1 protein-coding gene is annotated in these 784 nt (G+C 64.9%); it reads right to left on the bottom strand.

Features of this window, described 5'->3' with window-relative positions; all coding sequences use genetic code 11:
• A partial coding sequence (locus tag IB264_RS34195; RefSeq protein WP_192435371.1) for a glycine C-acetyltransferase occupies positions 1–784 on the bottom strand: 784 nt, incomplete at both ends.

Here is a 784-nt window from a genome sequence, read left to right as displayed (position 1 = left end):
GGCACCACCGGGAAGGAGAAGCCGATGACGTAGACGCCCTTCTTGAGCATGCGCGCCGCCATCTCCTGCGCCAGTGCGGCATCGCCGAGCATCACCGGGATGATCGGATGGCCCTCGCCGGCCAGCGTGAAGCCGAGCTTCGACATCTGGTCACGAAACAGCGCCGCATTGTCCGACAGCCGCGCCCGCAGCGCATCGCCGTTGTCGATCAGGTCGAACACTTTGAGCGAGGCGGCGGCAATCACCGGCGCCAGCGTGTTGGAAAACAGATAGGGCCGCGAGCGCTGGCGCAGCCAGTCGACAACCTCGGCCTTGGCCGACGTGTAACCGCCCGAGGCGCCGCCGAGCGCCTTGCCGAGCGTGCCGGTGATGATGTCGACGCGGCCCTCGACACCGCAATGTTCGGCCGAGCCGCGACCGTTCCTGCCGACGAAGCCGACCGCATGGCTGTCATCGACCATGACCATGGCGCCATACTTCTCGGCGAGGTCACAGACGCCCCCGAGATTGGCGATGATGCCGTCCATCGAGAACACGCCGTCGGTGGCGATCAGCTTGAAGCGACTGCCTTCGGCCTTCTTCAGCTCTTCCTCCAGCGCCGCCATGTCGTTGTTGGCATAGCGGAAGCGCTTGGCCTTGGAGAGGCGCACGCCGTCGATGATCGAGGCGTGGTTCAAGGCGTCGGAGATGATCGCGTCCTCTTCGCCCAGCAGCGTCTCGAACAGGCCGCCATTGGCGTCGAAACAGGAGGAATAAAGGATCGTGTCTTCCAGGCCGAGGAAGG

Origin of the sequence: Ensifer sp. ENS11 (genome assembly GCF_014851895.1) — a bacterium.
Lineage (GTDB): Bacteria > Pseudomonadota > Alphaproteobacteria > Rhizobiales > Rhizobiaceae > Ensifer > Ensifer canadensis.
The sequence above is the reverse complement of the archived record's forward strand: the minus strand, read 5'-3'. Positions and strand labels throughout refer to the sequence as shown.